Here is a 23,357-nt window from a genome sequence, read left to right as displayed (position 1 = left end):
ACACCTATGAACAAAGGCGGTTTATGGAAGATGGCCCGGCTGGACGGATTCCGGCAAGAAACGAAAACGGCTGCCGGATACCCGGCAGCCGTGTCTCGAACTGATGTTTCGCGCAGACCGGTCAGGCGCTGGCGCTGGTCTCTGCCGCACGATCCGAGCGGTCGGCATAGATGTAGAGCGGGCGTGCCGTCCCATCCACGACTTCCTTGGAGATGACGACTTCCTCGACACCTTCCAGGCCCGGCAGATCGAACATGGTCTCGAGCAGGATGCTTTCCAGGATCGACCGCAGACCGCGGGCGCCCGTCTTGCGCTCGATGGCCTTGCGGGCCACCGCACCCAGCGCCTCGTCGGCGAAGGTGAGCTCGATATTCTCCATCTCGAACAGGCGCTGATACTGCTTCACCAGCGCGTTCTTCGGCTCGGTCAGGATCTTCTTCAGCGAGGTCTCATCGAGGTCTTCCAGCGTCGCGACGACGGGCAGACGACCGACGAATTCCGGGATCAGGCCGTACTTGAGCAAATCCTCGGGCTCGACGTGACGGAAGATTTCACCGGTGCGGCGATCTTCCGGTGCCAGCACCTGCGCGGCGAAACCGATCGAGGTGGTGCGGCCGCGGCCCGAAATGATCTTTTCGAGGCCGGCGAAAGCGCCACCGCAGATGAACAGGATGTTCGTGGTGTCGACCTGCAGGAATTCCTGCTGCGGATGCTTGCGGCCGCCCTGCGGAGGCACGGAGGCAACGGTGCCTTCCATGATCTTCAGCAGTGCCTGCTGCACGCCTTCGCCCGACACGTCGCGGGTGATCGACGGATTGTCCGACTTGCGCGAGATCTTGTCGATTTCGTCGATGTAGACGATGCCGCGCTGGGCCCGCTCGACATTGTAGTCGGCCGACTGCAGCAGCTTGAGGATGATGTTCTCGACGTCCTCACCAACGTAACCGGCTTCGGTCAGCGTCGTCGCATCGGCCATCGTGAACGGCACGTCCAGAATACGAGCGAGCGTCTGCGCGAGCAGCGTCTTGCCCGAACCGGTGGGGCCGATCAGCAGGATGTTCGACTTCGCGAGTTCGACATCGTTGTGCTTGGTCTGGTGGTTGAGGCGCTTGTAGTGGTTATGCACCGCGACCGAGAGAACCTTCTTCGCATGGAACTGACCGATGACATAGTCATCGAGCACCTTGCAGATTTCCTTCGGCGTCGGGATGCCGTCGCGCGATTTGACCAGCGAAGACTTGTTCTCTTCGCGGATGATATCCATGCACAGTTCGACGCATTCGTCGCAGATGAATACGGTGGGACCCGCGATCAGTTTGCGAACTTCGTGCTGGCTCTTGCCGCAGAACGAACAATACAGCGTATTCTTGGAGTCGCTGGTACCGACCTTACTCATTCCTATCTCCGTCCGCCGTTCGATCTTCGTTCGCAGGGTGCTGCTCAGACCGGGACACATCCCGTAGATAGAGCAATTGCCGTACCAAAAAAGACCTTTGTTCCAAATGCCGCGCGAATCCGCGGCCAAATCGAATCTCCGCGATACTAACCGATCCGCACTAGCGAACCATGCTGGCAGCCGATGATCAAGAATTCGCTAATCGGCGCGTCGTCACCATTTATGACGATTACGCGATTTGCGCAGCTTCCGCGAGTGTCCCCGACAATTCGGAGCGCATTGCGCGAATGATCTGCTCGTATTGTGGACGAAAGCGGAACTTCCGTGTCCAGCTCCGGCATAAAATACCGGTACGAAATATTCGATAAATCGACTTTGATCTTGGTTTGTATCCAAAGATGTCGGACCGCGCATACGCGATCCCTCGCAACGTTGCCAAACTGTTCCCGGCGGGCGCCGGAAACAGCCTTTTATCGTCAGGCCGGCTTCACAGCGCCCGGCTCTTCAGCACGCTTGTCGATCACCTTGTCGATGAGGCCGAAGTCCTTGGCCTGATCGGCGGTCATGAAGTTATCGCGCTCGAGCGCGTTGTGGATTTCGTCATAGGGACGACCGGTGTGCTTCACATAGATCTCGTTGAGGCGACGCTTGAGGCTCTCGACTTCCTTGGCGTGGATCAGGATGTCGGTGGCCTGGCCCTGGAAACCGCCCGAGGGCTGGTGAACCATGACGCGAGCGTTCGGCAGAGCAAAGCGCATGTCCTTCGCGCCGGCCGTGAGCAGCAGCGAGCCCATCGACGCAGCCTGGCCGGTGCACAGCGTGGAGACTGGCGGACGGATGAACTGCATCGTGTCGTAGATGGACAGACCCGACGTCACCACGCCACCGGGCGAGTTGATGTACATCGAGATTTCCTTCTTCGGATTTTCCGCTTCCAGGAACAGCAGCTGTGCGACGATCAGCGTCGCCATGCCGTCTTCCACCGGACCGGTCACGAAGATGATGCGCTCCTTCAAGAGGCGCGAGAAGATGTCGTAGGCACGCTCGCCGCGATTGGTCTGCTCGACCACCATCGGAACGAGGTTCATGTAGGTTTCGATCGGATCGCGCATAGAGCACCCAAAGGGTTGGAGGAGACAGGCCGCGGGATGCGCGAATGTCCCGTGATGCAAAGGGATAGTCGTCGGTAGGCGTGAGCCCACAGATATGAGCCAATCGGGCGACAACAAGACCATGGGTCCGATCGTCACCCTGCCCCTCAGTTCAAGCCGATTCTGGCGCGCATCGCAAAGCGATGCAGCACAGGCCGGAACTGATTCGGGCGGTATCCTTAATGACAGAACGCCTGCCCCGCCCCCTGCCCTCATGCTGAGGAGCCGCAAAGCGGCGTCTCCAAGGATGGCAGCGGAGCTCGGAGCCCAGCCAGCTCATGGTTCGAGACGGCGCTTCGCGCCTCCTCACCATGAGGGGCAGAGAAAATCTCGCCATCCGGACGACAAAGTGCCGGCTGGAGGACCAGCCGGCGTTTGATTAGAACGTTCTAAACCGTTGCCCCCTGCTCTGCCCTCATCCTGAGGAGCAGCGCAAAGCGCAGCGTCTCGAAGGATGGCAACGAAGCTCGGAGCCCAGCCAGCTCATGGTTCGAGACGGCGCTTCGCGCCTCCTCACCATGAGGGGCAGAGAAAATCTCGCCATCCGGACGACAAAACGCCGGCTGGAGGACCAGCCGGCGTTTGATTAGAACGTTCTAAACCGTTGCCCCGCTCCACCCTCATCCTGAGGAGCTGCGCAAAGCGCAGCGTCTCGAAGGATGGCAACGAAGCTCGGAGCCCGGCCAGCTCATGGTTCGAGACGGCGCTGCGCGCCTCCTCACCATGAGGGGCAGAGAAAATCTCGCCATCCGGACGACAAAACGCCGGCTGGAGGACCAGCCGGCGTTTTGATTAGAACATTCTAAACCGTTGCCCCCTGCTCAACCCTCATCCTGAGGAGCCGCGCAAAGCGCGGCGTCTCGAAGGATGGCGGCAGGCTCGGAGCCCGGCCAACTCATGGTTCGAGACGCGCGCAAGCGCGCTCCTCACCATGAGGGACAGAGAAGTCGGCTTTACGCCGCCTTCTCGTCTTCGTCCTTGTACAGGTCTTCCTTGGACACCTTCTTCTCGGTGACCTTGGCGAGTTCGAGGATGAAATCCACGACCTTGTCCTCATAGATCGGCGCGCGCAGCTGGGCGAGTGCCTGCGGGTTGCTGCGATAGAAGTCCCAGACTTCCTTTTCGCGGCCCGGCATCGAGCGGGCGCGCTCGATCACGGCGCGGCTGATCTCGTCGTCGGTGACGGAGATCTTGTTCTTCTCGCCGATCTCCGAGAGCACGAGGCCGAGGCGGACGCGGCGGTCGGCGATCTTGCGATACTCGTCCTGGGCGGCTTCCTCGGTGGACGCCATCTCCTGCTGGATCGAATTCCACATCAGCTTGAACTCTTCATCGACCAGCGACGGAGGCGCATCGAACTTGTGGGTCTCGTCGAGACGATCGAGCAGATGACGCTTCACGCGCTGGCGGGTGGCACCGGCGAATTCGGCCACCAGACGCTCGCGCGCGGCTTCCTTCAGCTTGTCGAGCGACTCCAGGCCGAGCGACTTGGCGAATTCGTCGTCGATGGCGGTATCGACCGGCGATTCGATCTTGCTTGCGGTGGTCTCGAATTCCGCGGCCTTGCCGGCCAGCGTGTCGCTGGCATAGTTGGTCGGGAACGTGACCTTGAGGGTGCGGGTCTCGCCGGCACCAATGCCGATCAGCTGCTCTTCGAAGCCCGGGATGAAGGTGTTGGAGCCGATCTGGACCGGAATGTCCTCGCCGGTGCCGCCTTCGAACGCAACGCCGTCGATGGTGCCCTTGAAGCCGACGACCACGCGGTCGCCCGACTCGGCCTTCGCGCCTTCGGCCTTTTCGGTGAACGCACGGTTGGCATCGGCCACGCGCTTGATCGATTCCTCGACATCGGCATCGCTGACATCGGCAACCGGCTTCTCGACTTCGAAGCTCTTGAAGTCGGCCAGTTCGATCGCCGGCACCACTTCGACGGCGACGGTGTATTTGAGGTCGGCCTTGCCGGCGAGGATGTCTTCGACTTCCTTCTCTTCGGTCGGCATGGTGATCTTCGGCTCGGTGGCGAGCTTGAGGCTGCGCTCGGTGAAGATCTGGGTGTTGGTTTCGCGGATCAATTCATCCACGGTTTCGGCGGCGACCGAGCGGCCATAGAGGCGCTTCAGATGACCGGCCGGAACCTTGCCCGGACGGAAACCGTTCAGCTTGACCTTGCCCTTCAGGTCTTCGAGGCGCGCATCGACCTTGGCTTCGATGTCGGCAGCCGGAACGCTGATCTGGAATTCGCGCTTCAATCCGTCGGAGACGGTCTCATTCACCTGCATGGCGTCAATCTTCTTCCCGCTTCGTCCGGCCAGTGGCCGCACAGTGTCAAATTGGTCCGACGCGCGACCGCAAGGCCAGCGCCAGTGGTTAGGCTGATCCACATTCGCGGAGGCAAAACCCTCGCGGACACGAATCCGGAAATCATCATGGTCAAACGCCGTATGCGCTTGTTGGTGCGGGCAGAGGGACTCGAACCCCCACAACTTTCGTCACTGGAACCTAAATCCAGCGCGTCTACCAATTCCGCCATGCCCGCAGAAAACATCATGTCCGGCCGCGATGTCGCGAGCGGCGGGCTTATAACACGCAGACGACAATTCGCAGCAAAAAAATGGGCCGACGGGAGGCCACTTGCCGCAGCCGTCGCAACTGGACATTCGCGCCCGAAAATGGTCGGAATTTCCGTATGACGAACAGCCCTCTCGCCCTCACCCGTCGTTCCCTGCTGGCTGGCGCCGGCGGTGCTTTGATCGCTCCGCTGTTGCCGAGTACCACTTTCGCACAGGCTGTCACCGCCTTGGAATTGCAGGCGAAACCCGGTCCGCTGATCGTGCGCCCCGGCACCAATTCCGAAGCCGGAACCCTGCACAGCGCCCAGAAGGGCCCGCTCCGCTTCAACCGCGGCGACGAGATCGACGTTCAGATCGTCAATCAACTCCCCGGTCCCATCGTGCTGAACTGCCGTGGCATCAATGCCGTCTCCGGCATCGCGCCGCTGCTCGACCGCAAGCCGGTCGCTACCGGGGCCAAGGATTCGTTCAAGCTGGTGATGCGCAGCGCCGGCACGTCGTATGTGGACATGCGCCTGCTCGGCGATGGCCAGAGCCTGCCATCGCAGGTCCGCAGCATGGTTGTGCAGGAGACCGATCCGGTCGAGGTGGACCGCGATGAAGTGCTGCTGGTCGAGGACTTTCGCATTACGGCGGACGGCAAATTGCTCGCGCCCGGCGTCGATCCAAAAGACGCCGCAGCCATGTTCCTGGCCAACCGCAAGACGCTGCACGACATCCCCGTGAAGCCCAATGAGCGGCTCAGGCTCCGTCTCATCAATGGCTGCCAACGGTCTGTGATCGCTCTGAAATTCGAGGATCAGGACGTTCGCGTGATGGCCATCGACGGCCAGCCCGCCGAGCCGTTCCCGGCGCGTAACAATCATGTCGTGCTGGCGCCCGGCACCCGCATCGACGTCTATCTCGACATCGCCAAGACCGCCGGAACGGTCACCCCGATCCTGCTCCACGACGGCAAGGACATCCGTCGCATCGGCCAGCTCGTGACGCTGAAAGACCCGCCGCTCCGTGCCGCACCGTTACAGTCCGCCACGCCGCTGCCGTCCAACGGCCTGCCGATCCAGATCGACCTCAAGAGCGCCCTGCGCTCGGACCTCAATCTCGGTGCGCCCGACACCGGCTGGATCAAGCCGCTCGACCTCGGCGCATCCACAGCGCCTGCCTTCAAGGTGAAGTCCGGCAAGCCGGTGGTCCTGACGCTGACCAACAAGGCCAGCACCCCCGCCGTCCTGCAGATGCACGGCCATCACTTCCGACTGCTCGACAAACTGGATGATGGCTGGAAGCCCTTCTGGCTCGACACGCTGGCCCTGGATCCCGGCCAGACCCAGCGCATCGCCTTCCTGGCCCATAATCCCGGCCGTTGGCTGCTCGAAGCTTTCACCACCGACTGGGCCGCCCCGCGGCTGGTGCGCTGGTACGAAGTCGGCTGAGACCCCGTAAACTGTAGGGTGGGCAAAGCGGAGCGTGCCCACCTTCACCAGCCGTACAAGCGAGGGTGGGCGCGTCGCTCCGCTCCTTTGCCCACCCGACAATTTCAATACGGAATGCCGAGCCGGTCATAGAGCCGACGGAACACGGCCGGCATCACCTCGGTCAGATCCTCCGCAATCAGTCCCGGCCCCGCCTCGGAGCCGGCCTCGCCATGCATCCAGACACCGATGCAGGCGGCTTCATACGCCGGGACGCCCTGCGCCAAAAACGCACCGATCAGCCCCGCCAGCACATCGCCAGACCCGGCCGTCGCCAGCCAGGGCGGCGCGTTGGAGGCGATGGCTGCGCGGCCGTCCGGAGAAGCCACGACCGTGTCTGGACCTTTCAGCAAGACCACAGCGCCCGAGCGCTCGGCAGCCGCGGTGACGCGATCGAGCTTCGATTGTGTCTCAGCATTGCCCTCCAAGTCACTGAAGAGACGCATGAACTCGCCTTCATGCGGAGTCAGAACGACTTGAGCTTCGGGATCAGCCTTGATCAGGCCGAACAATCGATCGGGCGCATCGGCAAAACTGGTGAGCGCGTCGGCGTCAAGCACCAGCCTCCGTTGTGCCGCCAGACCGGCCTCTATGATGCCACACGTTTTCGCACCAATTCCGGCTCCCGGCCCGATGACACAGGCAGTCACTTTGCCGCCAATCAGGCCGGCAAATTCCTCTGCCGTATCGACCGGCCGCACCATCACCGCTGTCAGTGCGGCGGCATTCACCGCCAGCGCATCACGCGGTGACGCCACCGTCACCAGCCCTGCTCCGCCCCGCAATGCTGCCCGCGCCGACAGCCGCGCAGCGCCCGTCGCGGCGATATCGCCAGACAGAACCACCGCATGACCCTTGGTGAATTTGTGCCCATCGACGCGCGGCAGCGGGAATGCGTCCTGCCACAGGTCGGGATTGTTCTCCGCCGCCTTCGGCCCGATCTGCTCGATCACGCCGTCGTCGATGCCGATGTCGATCACTCGCAGCTTGCCGCAATAGCTGCGGCCCGGCAGCAGCAGGTGGCCGGGCTTCGGGCGGAAGAAGGTCACCGTCTCGGTGGCGAGGATCGCCGCCCCCATCACCGCACCGGAATTGCCATTGATACCGCTCGGCAGATCGACCGCCAGCACCGGCACGCCGGACGCATTGATCGCATCGATCATGATTTTTGGATCGCCCTTCACGGGACGATCAAGCCCCGCGCCGAACAACGCGTCGATGATCAGCGCCGGCGATACGATCAGCGAGGGATCGCAGGGAAGCACCTCGCCCTTCCACCCCTTCGCTGCGAGCGCCGCATCGCCCTTCAGGGTCGCGCGGTCGCACAGCAGGATCACCGAAACCTCCCGTCCCTGCGCCGCGAGTTCAGCGGCCGCAACAAATCCGTCGCCGCCATTATTGCCACGGCCGGCCACCACCAGGATCGGTCCCTCTTCAGCGAGATCATTGGCCGCGTCGGCCACCGCGCGGCCAGCGGCGCGCATCAGCTCAAAGCCTGGCGTACCATCGGCGATCGTCAGCTCGTCGGCGCGCGCCATTTCGTCTGTGGTCAGGAGCTCCATGTCGCTTTCCGTATCGCCTGTTCTGAAGGCAGCTGCGAAATCCACCACGTGGCCGGGCCGCAACTGCCCTTCATTTGATCAATATGCCCACTTGATAGACAAATGAGGTGCGGTATTCTCATCTCACGCATCTTCGGTCCCACCGTAAAAACCTGAAAATGCTTCAAAAATAGCCTCGCGTTGAATTTGGCACGGACCCTGCTTTGAGGGAAGCCGGCATCCAGTCAGGGCAATCCAGCATCATATGATGGAGAAACCGGGATCATCGATGTTGATTGGCGAGAAATCGCCGACGCTCAAGCGGCGGGAGCGCAACTCCGCCCGAATATGAGTATCAAACTAACTGCGCGCGCCGCCTTTCGGTCGCTGTGCAGGAGCGACGCAACTTCAAGTCCAGAAACTTTCGGCCGAGATTGAGTGCCGGGGAGACGTTCAGTGAAAAAGATCGAAGCCATCATCAAGCCCTTCAAGCTCGACGAGGTGAAGGAGGCGCTTCAGGAGGTGGGCCTGCAAGGCATCACCGTCACCGAAGCAAAGGGCTTTGGCCGTCAGAAAGGTCACGCTGAACTCTATCGCGGCGCCGAATACATCGTCGACTTCCTCCCCAAGGTGAAGATCGAGATCGTGATCTCCGACGACCTCGTGGAAAAAGCGATCGACGCCATTCGCCGCGCCGCACAAACCGGCCGCATCGGCGACGGTAAGATCTTCGTGTCCAATATCGAGGAAGCCGTGCGCATCCGCACCGGCGAGTCCGGCCTCGACGCGATCTAAGCACGCGAGCTTCTGACGCAAGCTTCCCTACTGGGCTGGACGCTCTCCAAGCCCGGTGCTATCCGATTCCCCGACGTCACGAGGCGTCAGCAACAGGCTGCTTCGGCAGCCTTCTTGTTGCCGCCTCGTGTTGTTGAAGACATATGGCTGTGACCCCCTCGTCATATGCCATCGTTACGTCCGGAATTCGGCCCGCACAAAAAGGTAGGGAAGCCCATGACGACCGCCAAAGAAGTCCTGCAATCCATCAAGGACAACGACGTCAAATACGTCGATCTGCGTTTCACCGATCCGCGCGGCAAGTGGCAGCACGTCACCTTCGACGTTTCGATGATCGATGAAGAGATTTTCGCCGAAGGCACCATGTTCGACGGTTCGTCCATCGCCGGCTGGAAGGCGATCAACGAATCCGACATGACGCTGATGCTCGATCCCGCCACCGCAGTGATCGATCCGTTCTTCGCCGAGACCACCATGGTCATCACCTGTGACATTCTCGATCCAGGCACCGGCGAGCCCTATAACCGCGACCCGCGCGGCATCGCCAAGAAGGCCGAAGCCATGGTCAAGTCCATGGGCGTGGGCGACACCGTCTATGTCGGCCCTGAAGCCGAATTCTTCGTGTTCGACGATGTCCGTTTCTCGGCCACCCCCTACAACACCGGCTTCAAGCTCGACTCGTCGGAACTGCCGACGAATTCGGACACCGAATATGAGAGCGGCAATCTCGGTCACCGCGTCCGCAACAAGGGCGGCTACTTCCCCGTCCCGCCGCAGGATTCACTGCAGGACATGCGTTCGGAAATGCTCGGCGCCATGGCGCGCATGGGCGTCAAGGTCGAGAAGCATCACCACGAAGTGGCCTCGGCCCAGCACGAACTCGGCATGAAGTTCGACACGCTGACCCACATGGCCGACCAGATGCAGGTCTACAAGTACTGCATCCATCAAGTCGCGCACATCTATGGCAAGACCGCCACCTTCATGCCGAAGCCGATCTTCGGCGACAACGGCTCGGGCATGCATGTGCACCAGTCGATCTGGAAGGACGGCAAGCCGACCTTCGCCGGCAACAAATATGCCGACCTGTCGGAGACCTGCCTCCATTACATCGGCGGCATCATCAAGCACGCCAAGGCGATCAACGCCTTCACCAACCCGTCGACCAACTCCTACAAGCGTCTGGTCCCGGGCTATGAAGCCCCGGTGCTGCTGGCCTATTCGGCCCGCAACCGCTCGGCCTCCTGCCGCATCCCGTTCACGACCTCGCCGAAGGCGAAGCGCGTGGAGGTCCGTTTCCCGGATCCGATGGCGAACCCCTATCTCGCTTTCGCATCGATGCTGATGGCTGGCCTCGACGGCATCAAGAACAAGATCGATCCGGGTCCGGCGATGGACAAGGATCTCTACGACCTGCCGAAGGAAGAGCTGAAGGCGATCCCGACCGTGTGCGGCAGCCTGCGTGAAGCCCTTGAGAACCTCGACAAGGATCGCGCGTTCCTGAAGGCCGGCGGCGTGTTCGATGACGATTTCATCGACGCGTATATCGAACTGAAGATGCAGGACGTCGAGCGCTTCGAAATGACCCCGCATCCGGTCGAGTTCGAAATGTACTACTCGTACTGATCAGCTCTCGCGATCAGCGACAAGATCGAGGCGCTCGGGAAACCGGGCGCCTTTTTCGTTTGCACGAAATATCCTCACCTCAAACCGAATGACTACAATATTACCGCAATCGCACATCACCTCATTCCCGCTTCACCTCGCCTCGGACAGCGGACACGCGATGATGCGGATACTCAAATATGCCCTTTTGCTCATCGCCCTTGCGGTCGCGATCGTCGTTGGATCGGGGATCATGGGCTATGTCGATGCCCGGTCGGATGCCGACAAACTGCGCCAGCGCGCAGACGAATTGATAGCAAAGGGCCGCGGTGGCGCAGCTCTCGGCGTTGAGCATCTGGCCATCCTGCTCAAGGTCGAAGACCCCAGCTTCACCACGCATTATGGCGTCGATTTCTCGACGCCGGGTGCAGGTCTGACGACGATTACCCAGTCGGCCTCCAAACGACTGGCCTTCGATCAATTCCACCCGGGCTTCGCCAAAATCCGTCAGACCGGTTACGCCCTCGGCCTGGAGAGCCGTCTGTCCAAGAACCAGATTCTCGCGCTTTGGCTGGATACGCTGGAAATGGGGAAAGGGCCGGATGGATGGATGATCGGTTTCGATAATGCGAGCAAAGCCATCTACAAGCGCCCGCCTGCAGAACTGAGCAAGACCGAGTTCATGCGTTTGGTGGCGGTACTCATCGCACCGGCATCATATGATCTTTCCCGGAGCCATGCCGGTCTGGATGAGCGCGTTGAACGGATTGAGCGTCTGGTGGCGGGCACATGCATTCCACAGGGCCTGACCGACGTGTGGCTGGAAGGGTGCCGGTAACATTGCAGGATGGCTTGAGCGCAGCGAACACCCACGCCGTTCATCCATCACCTTCGCGCGTCAATATCCCTGCCAGGCGAAACGAACACCGCGGCCGATCGCAGACGGGACGACCGACATGTGGTTCTCATCGGCGATCTCGGCAAAGGCGACATCCACGGCCCCCTCCGCCTGCGTGCGCAGGCGTGTCGTCAGCGCTTCGGCATCTGCCACCATGTCCAGCTTGCCGCCGGCAAACGGGATGTCGCGTTCGAGACCGCCGACAGTGATCAGCAGGCGCGCTTTTGCAGCCGGGGTGCCCTTGCGCTGGGTGTAAGCGTCGGCCTCAGAGAGGATGGCACGCTCGTTCCACCAGATCGATGGGCTCGCAGCGATATGCGCTTGAAATGCTTCCGGTTGCGTGAACAGCGACCACAGCACGAACAAGCCGCCGAACGAATGACCGAACAGCGCTTGCCGCGTGCGGTCGATCGGAAAGCTGGACTGCAGCAACGGCTTCAGTTCGGCTTCGATAAACTCCGCGAACTGGGCCGCGCCACCGACTTTGTAGACAGGGCCAGGATTTCCACCCGGTGCCAGATAATCAAACGTTCTGCGCTCCATGTCGAACGGGGTCTCGCGGGGATAGCCGATGCCGACCACGATGCCTGGTGAAAGCCCGACCGTGCCGGAACGGCGCATCTGCAAGGCGACCGTATCCATTGCGATGGCAAAGCTCGCATTGCCGTCGAGCAGATAAACGACCGGGAAACCACCGGCCGGCGGCGGTACCGATGGCACCGAAACGAAGATGCGATAGATGCGCCCCTTTCGCGATGTGACGTCTATCTGCGACGCGCCGGCACGCTGGAACGGCAACCAGATTTCAATGTCGCTCTTGAGCGCATCGTTATTCATCGCGGAAAGCCTTATGAACGTATTCGGCAAGATCAGGGCTGCGCTTGCGCGACACACATGCGGCTCATATCACGGGCCAAATGGCCAATGGCTAGAAGCTCTCCAGATAGACCGCCTACTTCCGCGTAAACGCCCGCGCCGGTTCGAACGCTTCGGTGAATCCGACAGCCTTGACGGCGCGCTCCGCATCGGCATCACGCTCCGACCATGGCAGCTTCGCAGCAATCGTCCGCGTCACCGGCTCACCAAGAGAGCCGCCGAAATCGAGCGGCCACAGACCGTTGGGCACGGCTTCGACATTGACCGCGCGCAATTTGATGCCCTGCCCGAGAGGTGAGAGATCATCGGCCTTGAGGCGGACAACACTTGCAGCGTCGCGCGGATCGGTGAAGCTCGCCAGCACCGGCATCAGCTCGCCCGACACCGGCACGGCGCCGGTCTGGCTGCCGACATCGCGAAAGGCGATCTTGCGGCCGGCGGCCTGATAGGCGCGCATGGCGACGAAATTGGCGCCGTCGAAATCCGCATTGCCCTTGTCGTCATGCAGCATCAGGGCAGCGAGGTTCTTGCCGCCGCCGAGGTCGACCATCACGGCGTCGCCGCGCGATGTCGTCTTCCCGCCGGGCTGATAGCCGCGATAGGGATGCACCGAGACCACGCTCGATGCCGACTTCACGCCTTCCGGCGTCTCGACCTCGACGGTCAGCCGATATTTATGCGCGGGACGCTCGGTGCGGATCCGGTCGCCGATCACGATGGCCGCCAGTAGCACCACCGGCCCCGCCCATTTCAGGATGTTCATTGTCGCGCTCCCTCGCCTCCGCGATGCACGATCGCAAAGCGCGCGTCAAAGCGGCACGATGTCCTGCCAGCGCTACAGTGAACCATCGGTGATCACTTCGATCAGGTTCGTGCCACCATTGGCGAAGGCAGCATCGAGCGCCGGTTTCAACGCCTCCGGATCTGTCACCCGCACCGAGTTCACGCCCAGCGATGCTGCAAGCGCGGCAAAATCCACCGGCGGATCGGCAAAGTCCATGCCGATGAAATTGTCGTCCTGATGGAACGACAGCAGACGCTGCTTGATGATGCGATAGCCGCCATTGTTCACGATCACCACCGTCAGCGGCAACTTGTGGCGTGCGGCGGTCCACAGCGACTGGATCGAATACATCGCGCTGCCATCGCCGGAATAGCAGACCACCGGCCGATCGGGATTGGCGAGGCTGACGCCGACCGACGCCGGCAGCCCCCAGCCGATGCCACCCGAAGCGAGCGCGTGATAATCGTAGCGATCACGATAGGGTTTGAGCGCGGTCATGTAGCGCGACGAGGTCAGCGCTTCATCGACCATGATGGCGTTCGCCGGCATCGCCTCAACAACCTGCAGCGCCAGCCAGTCGGGATTGATGGGCGTACGCGTGGAAGATTTGCTGATCTCCGTCACAAGCTTCGCGCGGCGCGCAGTCCAATTGCTGGCCGACAATGTGGCAATGCCTTCGCCAGCGCGCTTTTTCAATCCCGCTCCGCCCTCGGCCGCGAGCGCCGGCGTGAGCACGCGGAGCGTTTCCCTGACGTCTGCCTTCAGCGCGATCTCGGCGCCAAAATTCTTGGCGAGATCCCATTCGACGAGACCGATCTGCACGATCGGCATCCCATCCGGCAGCGGCAACGTCTCGCTATGCACCGACATTCGCAAGGGATCCGCGCCAAGCACGACGAGGAGATCATACGGCGCGAGCAGATCGCGCACCTGCGTCTGGGTCCGCGACAGCGATCCCATGTAGCAGGGATGTTCCGAGAGGAAATGCGAGCCATAGGGCGCGGATTGCTGATAGACCGGCGCGCCGAGCGCAGTGGCAAAATCGGCGGCTTCCTGCAGCGCGTCGCTTTTCACGATCTCGTCGCCGACCACGATCACCGGCCGCTCGGCCTTGAGCAGCCGTTGCACGATCGACTGCAGCGCCTCATCCGACGGGCGGATGCGCGTATCGACGCGGGTCGAGCGGCCGAGTTCGAGGCCGACCTCGCTGTTCAGGATATCGCCGGGCAGCGAGATGAAGACCGGCCCGGTCGGCGGCGTGGTAGCGATCTTGGCGGCGCGGCGCACGATGCGCGGCAGATCTTCGAGCCGTGTCACCTCCACCGCCCATTTGACCAGTGGCTCGGCCATACGGACCAGCGGGCCATACAGCAGCGGCTCCATCAGGCCGTGCCCCTGCTCCTGCTGGCCGGCGGTCAGGATCATCGGCGTGCCCGTGAATTGCGCGTTGTAGAGCGAGCCCATGGCATTGCCGAGGCCGGGCGCCACATGGACATTGCAGGCAACAAGGCGGCCGGAGGCGCGGCTATAGCCATCGGCGATGGCGACCACGAGGCTTTCCTGCATCGCCATCACGTAGGTCAGGTCCGGATGGTCCTTGAGCGCATGCATGATCGGCAGTTCCGTGGTGCCGGGATTGCCGAACAGATGCGTGATGCCCTCGTCCTTGAGCAGCGCGAGAAAAGCCGAACGGCCGGTAATGCGATTCACGGAAGTCCTCCCATTCCCGCGGTCGTTGCCTGCGGGTTCGGTCCATCTTGGCGGAATTCTTGTGTGACAACAGCCGGGGCAGGATCATGGCTGCGTTGCAGACGATAACGCTCCGCCGCAGGGCGGATGAGGCGAAGCGTCATCCGCCGGCCGAGTTCATTATGGAAACTCCGCGGCGGATGACGGCTTCGCCTCATCCGCCCTGCGGCACCGCTTCACCGCTTGACCCCTGCCCGCAATTGGCGAAACAGTGATGGTCCACAAGGTGAATGTCCGATGCCCCTGCCCGCAGAGTCCAATGTCCCATCGCGCAGCGATCTCGCCTGGGCGATTTCGGTGGGCGGCATCGCGACCGTTTCTTTCACGATCTTCGTGGTGTTCGCCTGGTATTTCTCCGCGACACTGTTCCTGGTGTTTGCCGGCATCCTGCTCGGTGTCGCGCTGAATGCGATGACCCAGCTCCTGGGCCGCGTCATCGGGGGCCCGCAGCCGCTGCGGCTGGCGCTGGTCTGCCTGGTGATGGCGGCGCTGCTGGGCGGCATGCTCTATCTCGGCGGCGCCACCATCGCCAGCCAAGCCAAGACGCTCTCCAGCACGCTGAAGTCCCAGGTCGTCAGCGTGAAGACCTATCTGGAACAGCACGGCGTCGATACCAGCTATTTCGACTTCAACAGCATCCTGTCCGATGCGCCCAAGGACGGTGAAAAGGAAACCACGGCGGCCGAAATCCCCGGCCACGTCGCCCCCAGCACGGCGCCGATCCCGAAGACCAGCAACCTGCCGAGCGCCGGCACCATCGCCTCATCGGGCGGCGCCATCGTCACGCAGACACTGAAGATCCTGCTCGGCACCGTGGGCGCCGTCGGCAACTTCTTCATCGTGCTGTTCCTCGGTCTCGCCTTTGCGGCACAGCCGAGCGTCTATCGCACAGGCCTGCTGCAACTGACGCCGAAGAGGCATCGTGCACCGGTGACGGTCGTGGTCGATCGCATCAGCGACACGCTGCAACGCTGGCTGGTCGCGCAGATGATCACCATGGTGGCGGTGGGCGCCGTGACCTGGCTCGGGCTGAAGCTGATCGGCATTCCCAGCGCGTTCATCCTTGGCGTACAAGCCGGTCTGCTGGCCTTCATTCCCACGGTCGGCGCCCTGCTCGGCGGCCTGATCGTGGTGCTGGCGAGCTTGGCTTCAGGCTGGTTTGCCGGTGTGTCCGCCTTCGTGTTGTTCATGGGCGTGCATGCGCTGGAAAGCTACATCCTGACGCCGATCCTGCAGCGCCAGGCGCTGGATATTCCGCCGGCCACGCTGTTCGCGTTCCAGATCACGCTCGGCGTGGTTTTTGGCGTCTGGGGCCTTGCGCTGGCTTTGCCCGTGATGGCCATCGCCAAGGTGGTGATCGATTATCTGCGCGAGGACGAAGCCGTAGGGACGATGAGCGAAGCGTAATCCGCCGGCCGAGCGCATTGGGCGACGACCGCGGCGGATGACGGCTTCGCCTCATCCGCCCTACGGCAAAGTCCCAATTACGTCGTCAACACCGTTTCGGTGTGCTCGACATAAGGCGGTGTCTCGAAATACGGGCCAACCAGCGCGCGCCATTCGGCAAAATCCGGAGAGCCGCGAAAATCCACCGTATGATTTTCCAGCGTTTCCCATTTCGCCACCAGACGATAGCGCGACGGCAGTTCGACCGATTTGTGCAGCTCGAAACCGAGCCCGCCCTTGGCACGCAGGAACAGCGGCCTGGCTTTGGCGACGGCCGCCTCAAATTCCTTTTCGGTGCCCGGCTTAACGTCGATTTGTGCGATTTCCGTGATCATCGTTTCCCGACCCTTTTTGTTTGCGGAAGAAACAACGTAGCGTCGTAGGGCGGATTAGCGAAGCGCAATCCGCCGGCCGAGTTCAAAATGGAAGCTCCGCGGCGGATGACGGCTTCGCCTCATCCGCCCTACAAGGTCACGATTTCGCGAAATAGACCGCGACGGTGGCGACAATCGCCGTGCAAGCGGCGATGAAGGCGATCAGTGGCCCTCGCCCCTTCTGAAGACCGTAGCGCCCCTGCGCACGGCGTTGCGCGATCAACGCGGTCTCGTACTCATCCGACGACGAAAACATGCAGGCGAAGCCCGAGCGCGCCGCGCTGGCGGCGGCATCGAGGGAGAGCAGAGCCGGATTCGAATTGTGATCGCGCGAGGTCATCATGGGATGACCATGGAATCGATTGGTAAACCGTCCCTTACTGGGCGACTTCCATTTTCATCGTCACGCCCGCGCGCGCAACGCGAACCGCTGGTTTCGGCACCAGGCCTGCAACGGCGTCCTTGCGCCCCTGCGCCAGTGACAGCGGCTCCTCCTCTGCCGATTGCACCCGGTTACGTCCGCCTCGCTTGGCCTGGTACAGCGCGGTATCGGCGGCGGCGAGCAACACGTCGAGTTCGGTGCCGGCGGGTCCACCGGCAACGCCGATGCTGACGGTGGTCGCCACCGGCGCCTCGTCCACCTCGATGCCGCAATCGGCAAAGTTCTCGCGCACACGTTCAGCCGCCTGCATCGCCTCATCCAGGTTGCAAGGAAGCATGGCTGCAAATTCCTCGCCACCGATACGCCCGGTCAGGTCGGTGATGCGCAGCGAATGCGTGATCACCGAGGCAAACAGCTTCAGCACCTCGTCGCCGGCGGGATGGCCGAAACGATCATTGATGGACTTGAAGTGATCGATATCGAAGATCATCACCGTAATCGGCCGCCGGGCTTTTGCCTCGCGCTCGATCATGCGTCCGGTGGCTTCCGCGAAGCCGCGGCGATTGAGCAGACCCGTGAGCGGATCGCAGGACGCCGCCACCTTGTGGGCGGCAACGGCGCGCTCGGACACCAGCACGAAGATCAGGAAGACGGTGCCCACGGCATAAAGCACGAGTTCGACCGCAAAGGCCGTCACCCAGATGCTGTTGCCGAAGGTCGCGTCATCCCCGTGCAGGAGATCGCCAAGCAGGATCGGCAGCATCAAGGCAAAGCCATGCAGCAACGGCACCAACACAGTCGGCCAGCGGCGCTGCACCGATTTGCGGCGCTCCAGGCCGAGCTCATAAGCGGTGAGCACCGCATAAAGCGCAACAATGCCGGCGCCCACCGTGGTGCGCAGCGGCGTCATCTCCGCCGGCACAGTAAAGATCGCCGCGATCCATGCCATCGCGCCGAGCAAGATGCCGCCCCAGATCGGCGAGCGGCCATGGAAAACGCGCGCCGCGGTCCACACCATGCCACAGGCGACGAAGCCGAATGCGTTGAAGCCGAGCGCCAGCATCTCGCCGAGCCACGGCGCTGCCAGCGCCGACAATCCGATCGAGATTGCGCCGAGCAGATAGGCCGAGCCCCACCAGTTCAGCGCCGGTATGTTCTCGTGCCGTCCAAAATAGAGAAGCATTCCACCAAGCATCGCGGCGACCAGAATCGCCACCAGATAGAGTGTGGATGTGTCGAGCAGCATGTCCGCGCACCGGCAATCATTTGCAATATGACCGGCCTGCATCGGCCGGATGGGAGAATCGCGATTGCGCGAACGTAGCTATGTACCCATTGGAAATTCGTTTTATCGCAAAGCAAAGTTTTCGGGAAAAACTGCATCAATCTTGACGGATGCAGCCACCGGATACCCAAACGCAAAAAAGGGCGCCCAAAGGCGCCCTTTTCGATATCGATTTGAACGAGGCGATTAACGCTTCGAGAACTGGAACGAACGACGGGCTTTCGCCTTGCCGTACTTCTTACGTTCAACGACACGCGAGTCGCGGGTCAGGAAGCCGCCCTTCTTGAGGACCGTGCGCAGCTCCGGCTCGAAGTTGGTCAGCGCCTTGGACAGGCCGTGGCGCACGGCGCCAGCCTGGCCCGACAGACCACCACCGGCGACGGTGCAGATCACATCATACTGACCGGCGCGGGCTGCAGCGACCAGCGGCTGCTGGATCAGCATGCGCAGCACCGGACGGGCGAAGTACACTTCGACGTCGCGGGTGTTGACGACAACCTTGCCGGAACCCGGCTTGACCCAAACGCGGGCAACCGCGTCCTTGCGCTTGCCGGTGGCATAGGCGCGGCCCTGCTTGTCGACTTTCTTTTCGTAGCGCGGCGCGTCCGGTGCAGAGACCTTCAGCGAGCCGAGCTGGTCGAGAGACTGGATAGTATCCGACATAATTATGCAGCCCTCTTGTTCTTGCGGTTCAGCGCGCCGACGTCGAGCGCCTCAGGCTGCTGTGCTTCATGCGGATGCTCGCTACCGGCGTAAACGCGCAGGTTGCCCATCTGGACGCGACCGAGCGGACCACGGGGGATCATACGCTCGACGGCCTTCTCGACAACGCGCTCCGGGAAGCGACCTTCGAGGATCGACTTGGCCGAACGCTCTTTGATGCCGCCGATGAAGCCGGTGTGGTGATAGTACATCTTGTCGTCGCGCTTGCGACCGGTGAAAACCACCTTCTCCGCGTTGATAATGATGACATTGTCACCGCAATCGACGTGGGGGGTGTAGATCGGGAGATGCTTGCCGCGCAGGCGCATAGCGACCAGCGTGGCGAGACGGCCGACCACGAGACCGGTGGCGTCGATGACGATCCACTTCTTCGTGACCTCAGCCGGCTTTGCCGAAAAGGTTTTCATTGTTGAGATCCGTATCCGTGAGATCGGGGTGAAACAGAGATCGGCGCCCAAACGGGGGCGCCGAAGTGAGGGTGGTTCTAGAGAACCGCCCGGATTCCGTCAATGCCAAAAGACACGTAATCTCTCAACAAAATCAGCGCCTTATAATTAAGGTGCAATAATACCCTAGAAATCACGCTTTAGTCGGAATGGAATAGGTGGATGTGACATGGGCGATCGGATCCGCCGAGGTGCCAGACAGCAGGTTCACCTCCCCTACGGCCAGGCGCTTGCCAAGCTTGAGCAATTTGGCCGCCGCCAGGACGTCCTGCCCCGGTTGGCCCTTGCGCAGGAAATTGATGTTGAGGCTGGTGGTGACAGCGAGGCCGACAGGGCCAATGGCGGACAGCAGCACGACATACATGGCGAAATCGGCCAGAGCCATCAGGGTCGGACCCGAAACCGTGCCGCCCGGCCGCAGCATGCGCTCGCCATAGGTCTGGCGCAGCAGGCAGGTGGTACCGTCGGCATGCTCGATGGCAATGTCACCGGCGCCAAAGGCCTGCGGGAATTCGCGCTTCAGGAATTCCTCGAGCTCCGGCACCGTCATTTTCGCGTCAGTCATGTCCCCGTCCCGTCTCTGCGTCTTTTCGCCGACACCGTCCTGTTACAATATGGTGACGGATCTGCCCAGACGATGGAAGACAAGACATGGCTCAACCTGCCCGCGCCGAAACGGCGCAACCATCCAACTTGTTGCGTGAGACGATCGGCGATGTCGCCGTGCTCACGCTGAACCGTTCCGCCGCGCGCAATAGCCTGTCGGACGGTTTGATCGCCGACTTGCATGCGGCCCTGAACGACATCGCGGACGACAAGAGCGCTCGTGCCGTGGTGATCGCAGCCAACGGTCCCGCCTTTTCTGCAGGGCATGACCTCAAGGAATTGACCGCCCGGCGCGCGGATGCTGATCGCGGCCGTGCTTATTTCGGCCAGTTGATGACGGCCTGCAGCGCGATGATGCAGGCCGTTGTGCGTTTGCCAAAGCCTGTGGTCGCCGCCGTGCAGGGCATCGCCACCGCCGCGGGCTGTCAGCTGGTCGCCAGCTGCGACCTCGCCATTGCCTCCGAGCATGCGCGCTTTGCGACGCCTGGCGTCGATATCGGCCTGTTCTGTTCGACGCCCATGGTGGCGCTATCGCGCAACGTGCCCCGCAAGCAGGCGATGGAGATGCTGCTGACAGGCGAGCCAATCTCGGCCGAGCGCGCGCGGGAAATCGGGCTCGTGAATCGCGTGGTGCCCGCAGGCACCGAACGCGAGGCCGCGATCGCCCTCGCCCAGCAGGTCGCGCGCAAATCGGCACATACGATCAGGATCGGCAAGGAAGCCTTCTATCGTCAGGCGGAGATGGGCCTCGCCGAGGCCTATCGCTTTGCCGCCGAAGTAATGACCGAGAACATGATGGCGCGCGACGCGGAGGAAGGCATCGGAGCGTTCATCGAGAAGCGCGTGCCGACCTGGGAAGACCGATAACACTCCGCCCTCATCCTGGGGAGCGCGCAACGCGCGTCTCGAAGAATGACCGCGGACTCCGAACCGAGCCATCTCATGGTTCGAGACGGCGCTGCGCGCCTCCTCACCATGAGGGACTGAGTTTTGTGAATGGGATTGCAATGAACCACGACAGCTACAGCGACGCCTACATCCGCGACATTCTTAACACTGTCAAAACCGTCGCCATGATCGGCGCATCGCCGCAGAATGTGCGGCCGAGCTACTTCGTGTTCAAATATCTGGCGGAGCGCGGCTATGACATGATCCCGATCAATCCGGGCCAGGTGGGCAAAAGCCTGCTCGGAAAACCCTTCGTGAAATCGCTGGAAGAGATCGACCGCCCCATCGACATGATCGACGTCTTTCGCAGCGCCGAACATGCGATGCCCATCGTCGATGCGGCGCTTGCGCTCAAGACCCTGCCCAAGGTGATCTGGATGCAGCTCGGCGTGCGCAATGACGAAGCCGCGGCCAAGGCCGAGGCGGCCGGCATCAAGGTCGTCATGAACCGCTGCCCGAAGATTGAATATGCACGGCTGTCGTCGGAAATTCAGTGGATGGGCGTCAATTCGCGCACCATCAGCGCCAAACGCGCTCCAATCCCCACGCAAGGCATGCGGCTGTCATTGAATCGTCAGAGCCTGGGCGGCGGCAGCACCACGGCAGCCGATCGTATCGCGCAGCTTGGCAACAAGGACAAAAACGACATCGTCTGATCGCAGGATGCAGCAGTTTGTTTTTGCTGCAATGACCTGCCGCAGTGCGGCTGTTGCGAACACCGCGCAACATGTTCCCGTGCCTTGACGCGGCCATCGTGCCCGATCAGTTTGGCACCAACCAAATCGACCTTTGATGGGGAGTGATAATGAGCGATCGTATTCCGGGTTTCGGCACCCTTGCCGTCCATGCCGGCGCGCAGCCTGATCCAACCACGGGCGCCCGCGCCACGCCGATCTATCAGACCACGTCCTTCGTCTTCAATGACGCCGATCACGCGGCCTCGCTGTTCGGCCTGCAATCCTTCGGCAACATCTATACGCGCATCACCAATCCGACGACCGCCGTGCTCGAAGAGCGCGTTGCGGCGCTGGAAGGCGGTACGGCAGCGCTTGCCGTGGCATCCGGCCATGCCGCCCAGCTCGTGGTGTTTCAGCAATTGCTGCAGCCCGGCGACGAATTCATCGCCTCGCGAAAACTCTATGGCGGATCGATCAACCAGTTCAGCCATGCCTTCAAGAGCTTTGGCTGGAACGTGGTCTGGGCCGATCCCGATGACATCGCTTCGTTCGAGCGCGCGGTGACGCCAAAGACCAAGGCCATCTTCATCGAGTCGATCGCCAATCCAGCAGGCTCGATTACCGATATCGAAGGTGTCGCCGCCGTCGCTCGCAAGGCTGGCGTCCCGTTGATCGTCGACAACACGCTGGCCTCGCCCTATCTGATCAAGCCGATCGATCACGGCGCCGACATCGTCGTGCATTCGCTGACGAAATTTCTTGGTGGCCACGGCAATTCGCTCGGCGGCATCATCGTCGATGCCGGCACCTTCGACTGGTCGAAGGACGGCAAATATCCGGTGCTGTCGGAGCCGCGCCCGGAATATCACGGCATCAAGCTGCAGGAGACATTTGGCAACTTCTCCTTTGCCATCGCCTGCCGCGTGCTCGGCCTGCGCGATCTCGGCCCGGCGCTGTCGCCGTTCAATGCGTTCCTGATCCAGACCGGCATCGAAACGCTACCGCTGCGCATGCAGCGCCACAGCGACAATGCCAAGGCGGTAGCGGAATGGCTGTCGGCCCATCCGGCAGTGGCTGCGGTGAATTATGCGGGCCTGCCGAACGACAGGTATCACGCCCTCGCCCGCAAATACGCCCCGAAGGGTGCCGGCGCCGTGTTCACCTTCAGCCTGAAGGGCGGCTACGACGCCGGCGTCAGCCTGGTGTCGAACCTGAAGCTGTTCTCGCATCTGGCCAATGTCGGCGACACCCGCTCTCTGGTGATCCACCCGGCTTCCACCACTCACAGCCAGCTCGACGACGACGCCAAGACGCGTTCGGGTGCGGGGCCGGACGTGGTGCGGCTGTCGGTGGGCATCGAGGACAAGGAAGATCTGATCGCGGATCTGGAGCAGGCACTGAGCGCCTAACTCCGGCCCTCATGGTGAGGAGCCCGCCCGCTTGGGTGGGCGTCTCGAACCATGAGTGTGGGGCACATCCTTCGAGACGCCGCGCTTCGCGCGGCTCCTCAGGATGAGGGAGGAGCGCTCGGCAGGCCGATCGCCAGACCGAGCGGGTGAGAAGCCTGCGGCACGTCCCGCTCCTTCATCCGCTCTACCTGCAAAATCGCCAGCGTCAGCACCACGATCGCCAC

21 protein-coding genes and 1 tRNA gene are annotated in these 23,357 nt (G+C 62.0%); 8 read left to right on the top strand and 14 right to left on the bottom strand.

From position 1 onward, the window contains the following. Nucleotides 1–121: 121 nt before the first annotated feature. The 4 genes from clpX to ACIQ2A_RS10370 form a co-directional block, all read right to left on the bottom strand. Nucleotides 122–1,396 (bottom strand): ATP-dependent Clp protease ATP-binding subunit ClpX, encoded by a 1,275-nt coding sequence (clpX, locus tag ACIQ2A_RS10385; RefSeq protein WP_398478611.1) that lies wholly within the window; start codon nucleotides 1,394–1,396, stop codon nucleotides 122–124. Nucleotides 1,397–1,872: 476 nt separating this feature from the next. After that, complete coding sequence (locus ACIQ2A_RS10380; RefSeq protein WP_398478609.1) at nucleotides 1,873–2,508, bottom strand: ATP-dependent Clp protease proteolytic subunit; 636 nt, start codon at nucleotides 2,506–2,508, stop codon at nucleotides 1,873–1,875. Nucleotides 2,509–3,500: 992 nt separating this feature from the next. Then, entirely contained in the window at nucleotides 3,501–4,826 is a 1,326-nt protein-coding gene (gene tig, locus ACIQ2A_RS10375) for a trigger factor (RefSeq protein WP_398478607.1), read from the bottom strand. Nucleotides 4,827–4,998: 172 nt separating this feature from the next. After that, nucleotides 4,999–5,083 (bottom strand) — tRNA-Leu (locus ACIQ2A_RS10370). Between the two features lie 150 nt (nucleotides 5,084–5,233). Here ACIQ2A_RS10370 and ACIQ2A_RS10365 point away from each other — a divergent pair. Then, the gene (locus tag ACIQ2A_RS10365; protein ID WP_398478604.1) at nucleotides 5,234–6,550 is read left to right on the top strand and encodes a multicopper oxidase family protein; all 1,317 of its coding nucleotides are present in this window, start codon (nucleotides 5,234–5,236) and stop codon (nucleotides 6,548–6,550) included. Between the two features lie 104 nt (nucleotides 6,551–6,654). Here ACIQ2A_RS10365 and ACIQ2A_RS10360 read toward each other — a convergent pair whose 3' ends face one another. Further along, nucleotides 6,655–8,151, bottom strand: a complete 1,497-nt coding sequence (locus tag ACIQ2A_RS10360; protein ID WP_398478602.1) for an NAD(P)H-hydrate dehydratase — start codon at nucleotides 8,149–8,151, stop codon at nucleotides 6,655–6,657. A gap of 435 nt (nucleotides 8,152–8,586) precedes the next feature. Between ACIQ2A_RS10360 and ACIQ2A_RS10355 the strand changes: the two genes are divergently transcribed. The 3 genes from ACIQ2A_RS10355 to ACIQ2A_RS10345 all read left to right on the top strand — a co-directional run bounded on the left by ACIQ2A_RS10355 (nucleotide 8,587) and on the right by ACIQ2A_RS10345 (nucleotide 11,368). Then, the gene (locus ACIQ2A_RS10355; RefSeq protein WP_143573288.1) at nucleotides 8,587–8,925 is read left to right on the top strand and encodes a P-II family nitrogen regulator; all 339 of its coding nucleotides are present in this window, start codon (nucleotides 8,587–8,589) and stop codon (nucleotides 8,923–8,925) included. A gap of 216 nt (nucleotides 8,926–9,141) precedes the next feature. Then, nucleotides 9,142–10,551, top strand: coding sequence for a type I glutamate--ammonia ligase (gene glnA / locus ACIQ2A_RS10350; RefSeq protein ID WP_398478600.1), 1,410 nt, complete (start codon nucleotides 9,142–9,144; stop codon nucleotides 10,549–10,551). 160 nt (nucleotides 10,552–10,711) lie between these two features. Beyond that, nucleotides 10,712–11,368: a transglycosylase domain-containing protein gene (locus ACIQ2A_RS10345; RefSeq protein ID WP_398478598.1), complete on the top strand. Its 657-nt coding sequence runs from the start codon at nucleotides 10,712–10,714 to the stop codon at nucleotides 11,366–11,368. 60 nt (nucleotides 11,369–11,428) lie between these two features. On the opposite strand, the gene ACIQ2A_RS10340 is transcribed toward ACIQ2A_RS10345, so the two are convergent. From ACIQ2A_RS10340 to ACIQ2A_RS10330, 3 genes are all read right to left on the bottom strand, one after another. Beyond that, nucleotides 11,429–12,265, bottom strand: a complete 837-nt coding sequence (locus ACIQ2A_RS10340; protein ID WP_398478596.1) for an alpha/beta hydrolase — start codon at nucleotides 12,263–12,265, stop codon at nucleotides 11,429–11,431. Between the two features lie 115 nt (nucleotides 12,266–12,380). Beyond that, the gene (locus ACIQ2A_RS10335) at nucleotides 12,381–13,067 is read right to left on the bottom strand and encodes a hypothetical protein (protein WP_398478594.1); all 687 of its coding nucleotides are present in this window, start codon (nucleotides 13,065–13,067) and stop codon (nucleotides 12,381–12,383) included. A gap of 72 nt (nucleotides 13,068–13,139) precedes the next feature. Beyond that, complete coding sequence (locus ACIQ2A_RS10330) at nucleotides 13,140–14,798, bottom strand: thiamine pyrophosphate-binding protein (protein WP_398478592.1); 1,659 nt, start codon at nucleotides 14,796–14,798, stop codon at nucleotides 13,140–13,142. Between the two features lie 276 nt (nucleotides 14,799–15,074). Between ACIQ2A_RS10330 and ACIQ2A_RS10325 the strand changes: the two genes are divergently transcribed. Beyond that, entirely contained in the window at nucleotides 15,075–16,244 is a 1,170-nt protein-coding gene (locus ACIQ2A_RS10325; RefSeq protein ID WP_398478590.1) for an AI-2E family transporter, read from the top strand. Nucleotides 16,245–16,321: 77 nt separating this feature from the next. Here the strand turns inward: ACIQ2A_RS10325 and ACIQ2A_RS10320 are convergent, their stop codons facing one another. The 6 genes from ACIQ2A_RS10320 to ACIQ2A_RS10295 form a co-directional block, all read right to left on the bottom strand. Beyond that, nucleotides 16,322–16,618 (bottom strand): antibiotic biosynthesis monooxygenase family protein, encoded by a 297-nt coding sequence (locus tag ACIQ2A_RS10320; protein WP_398478588.1) that lies wholly within the window; start codon nucleotides 16,616–16,618, stop codon nucleotides 16,322–16,324. 136 nt (nucleotides 16,619–16,754) lie between these two features. Continuing rightward, the gene (locus tag ACIQ2A_RS10315; protein ID WP_398478586.1) at nucleotides 16,755–17,000 is read right to left on the bottom strand and encodes a hypothetical protein; all 246 of its coding nucleotides are present in this window, start codon (nucleotides 16,998–17,000) and stop codon (nucleotides 16,755–16,757) included. A gap of 34 nt (nucleotides 17,001–17,034) precedes the next feature. Next, nucleotides 17,035–18,285 carry a GGDEF domain-containing protein gene (locus ACIQ2A_RS10310; protein ID WP_398478584.1) on the bottom strand — a complete coding sequence of 417 codons (1,251 nt, stop codon included), beginning with the start codon at nucleotides 18,283–18,285 and terminating at the stop codon, nucleotides 17,035–17,037. A 225-nt stretch (nucleotides 18,286–18,510) separates the two neighbouring features. Next, entirely contained in the window at nucleotides 18,511–18,987 is a 477-nt protein-coding gene (gene rpsI / locus ACIQ2A_RS10305; protein WP_398478582.1) for a 30S ribosomal protein S9, read from the bottom strand. A 2-nt stretch (nucleotides 18,988–18,989) separates the two neighbouring features. Further along, nucleotides 18,990–19,454, bottom strand: a complete 465-nt coding sequence (rplM, locus tag ACIQ2A_RS10300; protein ID WP_398478580.1) for a 50S ribosomal protein L13 — start codon at nucleotides 19,452–19,454, stop codon at nucleotides 18,990–18,992. Between the two features lie 172 nt (nucleotides 19,455–19,626). Further along, nucleotides 19,627–20,058: a PaaI family thioesterase gene (locus ACIQ2A_RS10295; protein ID WP_398478578.1), complete on the bottom strand. Its 432-nt coding sequence runs from the start codon at nucleotides 20,056–20,058 to the stop codon at nucleotides 19,627–19,629. An 86-nt stretch (nucleotides 20,059–20,144) separates the two neighbouring features. On the opposite strand from ACIQ2A_RS10295, the gene ACIQ2A_RS10290 reads away from it, so the two are divergent. The 3 genes from ACIQ2A_RS10290 to ACIQ2A_RS10280 all read left to right on the top strand — a co-directional run bounded on the left by ACIQ2A_RS10290 (nucleotide 20,145) and on the right by ACIQ2A_RS10280 (nucleotide 23,133). Further along, entirely contained in the window at nucleotides 20,145–20,966 is an 822-nt protein-coding gene (locus ACIQ2A_RS10290) for an enoyl-CoA hydratase (RefSeq protein ID WP_398478576.1), read from the top strand. A 140-nt stretch (nucleotides 20,967–21,106) separates the two neighbouring features. Beyond that, nucleotides 21,107–21,703, top strand: coding sequence for a CoA-binding protein (locus tag ACIQ2A_RS10285; RefSeq protein ID WP_398478574.1), 597 nt, complete (start codon nucleotides 21,107–21,109; stop codon nucleotides 21,701–21,703). Nucleotides 21,704–21,852: 149 nt separating this feature from the next. After that, on the top strand, nucleotides 21,853–23,133 hold the full coding sequence (locus tag ACIQ2A_RS10280; RefSeq protein ID WP_398478572.1) for an O-acetylhomoserine aminocarboxypropyltransferase: 1,281 nt from the start codon (nucleotides 21,853–21,855) through the stop codon (nucleotides 23,131–23,133). Nucleotides 23,134–23,357 lie beyond the last annotated feature (224 nt).

The organism is Tardiphaga sp., assembly GCF_044336785.1.
Classification (GTDB): domain Bacteria; phylum Pseudomonadota; class Alphaproteobacteria; order Rhizobiales; family Xanthobacteraceae; genus Tardiphaga.
Note: the sequence above shows the minus strand (reverse complement) of the source record. Positions and strands in the feature narration are given on the sequence as shown.

Excerpts from the sequence above, each read along its gene's own strand:
- clpX (WP_398478611.1), bottom strand. The coding sequence starts at position 1,396 with ATGAGTAAGGTCGGTACCAGCGACTCCAAGAATACGCTGTATTGTTCG.
- ACIQ2A_RS10380 (WP_398478609.1), bottom strand. The coding sequence starts at position 2,508 with ATGCGCGATCCGATCGAAACCTACATGAACCTCGTTCCGATGGTGGTC.
- tig (WP_398478607.1), bottom strand. The coding sequence starts at position 4,826 with ATGCAGGTGAATGAGACCGTCTCCGACGGATTGAAGCGCGAATTCCAG.
- ACIQ2A_RS10365 (WP_398478604.1), top strand. The coding sequence starts at position 5,234 with ATGACGAACAGCCCTCTCGCCCTCACCCGTCGTTCCCTGCTGGCTGGC.
- ACIQ2A_RS10360 (WP_398478602.1), bottom strand. The coding sequence starts at position 8,151 with ATGGAGCTCCTGACCACAGACGAAATGGCGCGCGCCGACGAGCTGACG.
- glnA (WP_398478600.1), top strand. The coding sequence starts at position 9,142 with ATGACGACCGCCAAAGAAGTCCTGCAATCCATCAAGGACAACGACGTC.
- ACIQ2A_RS10345 (WP_398478598.1), top strand. The coding sequence starts at position 10,712 with ATGATGCGGATACTCAAATATGCCCTTTTGCTCATCGCCCTTGCGGTC.
- ACIQ2A_RS10340 (WP_398478596.1), bottom strand. The coding sequence starts at position 12,265 with ATGAATAACGATGCGCTCAAGAGCGACATTGAAATCTGGTTGCCGTTC.
- ACIQ2A_RS10335 (WP_398478594.1), bottom strand. The coding sequence starts at position 13,067 with ATGAACATCCTGAAATGGGCGGGGCCGGTGGTGCTACTGGCGGCCATC.
- ACIQ2A_RS10325 (WP_398478590.1), top strand. The coding sequence starts at position 15,075 with ATGCCCCTGCCCGCAGAGTCCAATGTCCCATCGCGCAGCGATCTCGCC.
- ACIQ2A_RS10320 (WP_398478588.1), bottom strand. The coding sequence starts at position 16,618 with ATGATCACGGAAATCGCACAAATCGACGTTAAGCCGGGCACCGAAAAG.
- ACIQ2A_RS10315 (WP_398478586.1), bottom strand. The coding sequence starts at position 17,000 with ATGATGACCTCGCGCGATCACAATTCGAATCCGGCTCTGCTCTCCCTC.
- ACIQ2A_RS10310 (WP_398478584.1), bottom strand. The coding sequence starts at position 18,285 with ATGCTGCTCGACACATCCACACTCTATCTGGTGGCGATTCTGGTCGCC.
- rpsI (WP_398478582.1), bottom strand. The coding sequence starts at position 18,987 with ATGTCGGATACTATCCAGTCTCTCGACCAGCTCGGCTCGCTGAAGGTC.
- rplM (WP_398478580.1), bottom strand. The coding sequence starts at position 19,454 with ATGAAAACCTTTTCGGCAAAGCCGGCTGAGGTCACGAAGAAGTGGATC.
- ACIQ2A_RS10295 (WP_398478578.1), bottom strand. The coding sequence starts at position 20,058 with ATGACTGACGCGAAAATGACGGTGCCGGAGCTCGAGGAATTCCTGAAG.
- ACIQ2A_RS10290 (WP_398478576.1), top strand. The coding sequence starts at position 20,145 with ATGGCTCAACCTGCCCGCGCCGAAACGGCGCAACCATCCAACTTGTTG.
- ACIQ2A_RS10285 (WP_398478574.1), top strand. The coding sequence starts at position 21,107 with ATGAACCACGACAGCTACAGCGACGCCTACATCCGCGACATTCTTAAC.
- ACIQ2A_RS10280 (WP_398478572.1), top strand. The coding sequence starts at position 21,853 with ATGAGCGATCGTATTCCGGGTTTCGGCACCCTTGCCGTCCATGCCGGC.